Source organism: Halomonas sp. 25-S5 (assembly GCF_029889845.1).
Taxonomy (GTDB): domain Bacteria; phylum Pseudomonadota; class Gammaproteobacteria; order Pseudomonadales; family Halomonadaceae; genus Halomonas.
Genome location: NZ_JARANV010000054.1, coordinates 1 through 2,370, shown reverse-complemented (window position 1 = coordinate 2,370; position 2,370 = coordinate 1). Strand labels below are relative to the sequence as shown.

The following is a 2,370-nucleotide window of genomic DNA, read 5'->3' as shown; positions in this document are numbered from 1 at the left end:
GATGTCTATGGCAAGGACATCAGGCCTTCTCCCATGTGCTTCATTGGTCGGATTGGCGACGAAAGCACCAGTACCGGGCTTGGCAGTGCCACTGTCGTCAGCAGCAAGCCCGGATGGCAACGCATGAACGACCACAGCAGTAGTTACGGCTGTAGTACTAAGCCTCTAGACTGCAGGAGGGGAAACACGGCCGCATCGGTGGGCGCGCCAGACACCTGCGCAGGGGAGATCACGCCATGAACAGGACCGCCATCCGGACCCTACTGCGTTTTCTCGCGGACAATGACCGCTACCGCGGCAAGATAGACGGTATTCGCGGGCCGAAGACACGGGCACGGCTGGCTCGGCCGGAATACGACACCTGGTGGCGCCTCTGAGAAGAAGAGGGGTGGTCAGCCTGGGGCGCACGCGAAACTTCGACTGGATGCATGTGCAGGCGGCCAAGCTCTGACACCAGGCGCCTCAGTCACGCAGGATGGTCATGCGGCGCGTCTCGTCTTCGGGGAAGACGCGGCCACTCTCCAGGGCGGCGAAGAGGTGTTGGAACACCACGCCGGGCTCGCCGAACACCTCGCCGGAACGGAAGTAGGAGTGCCCCTTGGGGTAGTCATAGCGGGTATTGACGTCGTCGCAGTCCACGGCGAAGACGTTGCGCGCCACGCGGCTCATGTCCTCCGGGCCGGAGTGCCCGAGGCGCCGGGAGGCGATGCGGCTCTTCAGGTTCGAGGCCTTGCTGGCGCGCAGCGCCAGGTCATCCGAGGCGAAGTAGACCGTGACATTGCGTGAGGCATGGACGATCAGCTCGCCGCTGTGCCCCTCCTCCAGCGACTCGTTGACGATATCGGCGGCGATCAGGAAGGTATTGCGGAACAGCATCGGCACCCCACCCGGCACCGTGCTGCCGAGTTCCAGGTACTGCCCCGCCGCGACTTCCTCGCAGTAGAAGACCGAGTTGCTGGCGGCGTTGTTCTTGAGGTCGAAATCGAAGGGTCGGTTCGCCCGGGTGCGGATGCTCTGGGTGGGGAACCGGTTGGTGATGAACAGCATGATGAGCCACCTCGAGGAGTGGACGGCAGAAACGCTGCCATTCCTCTTGAAGCTAGCACAGCCTCCCCCGGCGGCCAGGTCACGGTCACGTCAGCCACCGGTCACAGGCCACGCGGCTCATCTGCCCAGCATCGCCAGGTACTGCCTGAGGACCACGGCATTGTTGTGGCGAACGTCCCTGGCAGCGAAGACCAGGGTGACGGTGTCGCCGGCGGCCCGCTCGGCCAGGTCTCTCAGCGTCTCGCGATGCGCCTTGAGCTCGGCCAGGTAGCGCCGACGAAACTCGCCCCAGCCGAGGGCCCCGTCATGGAACGCCTTGCGCAACTCGTCGCTGGGGGCAATCTCCCTGCGCCATTCGTCGATTCGCGCATCGGCCTTCGCCACCCCGCGGGGCCAGAGGCGGTCGACCAGCACCCGGTAGCCATCGTCTCGACTCGGGGCCTCGAAGGCACGCTTCAGTTCGATGCTCATGGAGGAACCTCCTGGCGGCGAATATCCCCCAGTGTAGCTAAGCGCCGGCTCAGGCCTCGAGCACGTGGCGCAGGAACTTCACGACCTGGTCGGTGGTAGTGCACCAGGCCTGAGCTTCCGCGTCGACCTCCTTGAGCGGATGGACGATCTCCTCGCTGTGCAGGCTGGCCTGGCCTGGTCGCTGGGGGCGGCGGACGACAGGCTCGCCCGACTATCAACTGGAGTGGCACGAGGCCACCTGGCAGTTCACCTCGGCCGAGCATCGCGACCGCTTCGAGGTCGACCCCGAGGTCTACGCGCCGCAGTACGGCGGCTGGTGCGCTTGGGCGGCGGCCCGCGGTGAAGCCGCCTCGACCGTGCCCGAGGCATGGAAGGTCGTCGACGACAAGCTCTACCTGAACTACAGCCGCTTCATCCAGTGGCGCTGGGAGCGCGACATTCCCGGCTACATCGAGGCCGCCGATGCCCACTGGCGGATATTTTCGAGTGACGATCCCGCCTGATGGGCGCCATCAGGCGGCCGGCACCAAATAGCACGCTCACGCCACCCCAACGAAAAGGACCCGCGATTTCTCGCGGGCCCTTTTGTGTGTTGGATGAGTTCGTCGACTCGATGAGGTGGCGGGTAGCCCCATGATCGTCGGACAAGGTTCCAACATGTCGTTATCGAAGGAACGCAGAGATCGGTGTGGGGAAAGGACGGCAATCGGCCAGCAGCGGACGATCCGGCGAGCCTGATATAACGCCCGGTTCACGCGCCGGTTTGGAGCGGCGAAGCAGCGGAAAATCGGTCGCTGTGCAGCCGATTGTTAAAGCCTGCCCAGCCAGTACTGCGGACGCCGCCGGTCATGG

General features: G+C 64.8%; 4 protein-coding genes and 1 pseudogene. 2 read left to right on the top strand and 3 right to left on the bottom strand.

Annotated elements, in window-relative coordinates:
* Positions 1–236: 236 nt before the first annotated feature.
* Positions 237–377: a hypothetical protein gene (locus OP498_RS18265; protein WP_280549653.1), complete on the top strand. Its 141-nt coding sequence runs from the start codon at positions 237–239 to the stop codon at positions 375–377.
* Between the two features lie 85 nt (positions 378–462).
* Here the strand turns inward: OP498_RS18265 and OP498_RS18260 are convergent, their stop codons facing one another.
* The 3 genes and pseudogenes from OP498_RS18260 to OP498_RS18250 form a co-directional block, all read right to left on the bottom strand.
* Positions 463–1,047, bottom strand: a complete 585-nt coding sequence (locus OP498_RS18260; RefSeq protein ID WP_280549651.1) for a hypothetical protein — start codon at positions 1,045–1,047, stop codon at positions 463–465.
* A gap of 117 nt (positions 1,048–1,164) precedes the next feature.
* Positions 1,165–1,518, bottom strand: a complete 354-nt coding sequence (locus OP498_RS18255; RefSeq protein ID WP_280549649.1) for a DUF488 family protein — start codon at positions 1,516–1,518, stop codon at positions 1,165–1,167.
* A 49-nt stretch (positions 1,519–1,567) separates the two neighbouring features.
* A pseudogene (locus OP498_RS18250) lies at positions 1,568–1,684 on the bottom strand (YtoQ family protein); the annotation flags it as partial.
* On the opposite strand from OP498_RS18250, the gene OP498_RS18245 reads away from it, so the two are divergent.
* Positions 1,650–2,021 carry a YHS domain-containing (seleno)protein gene (locus tag OP498_RS18245; RefSeq protein ID WP_280554780.1) on the top strand — a complete coding sequence of 124 codons (372 nt, stop codon included), beginning with the start codon at positions 1,650–1,652 and terminating at the stop codon, positions 2,019–2,021. The pseudogene OP498_RS18250 and the gene OP498_RS18245 overlap by 35 nt on opposite strands.
* Positions 2,022–2,370 lie beyond the last annotated feature (349 nt).

What these genes read in the sequence shown, in the direction of transcription:
- OP498_RS18265 (WP_280549653.1), top strand. Translation starts at nt 237, where the DNA reads ATGAACAGGACCGCCATCCGGACCCTACTGCGTTTTCTCGCGGACAAT.
- OP498_RS18260 (WP_280549651.1), bottom strand. Translation starts at nt 1,047, where the DNA reads ATGCTGTTCATCACCAACCGGTTCCCCACCCAGAGCATCCGCACCCGG.
- OP498_RS18255 (WP_280549649.1), bottom strand. Translation starts at nt 1,518, where the DNA reads ATGAGCATCGAACTGAAGCGTGCCTTCGAGGCCCCGAGTCGAGACGAT.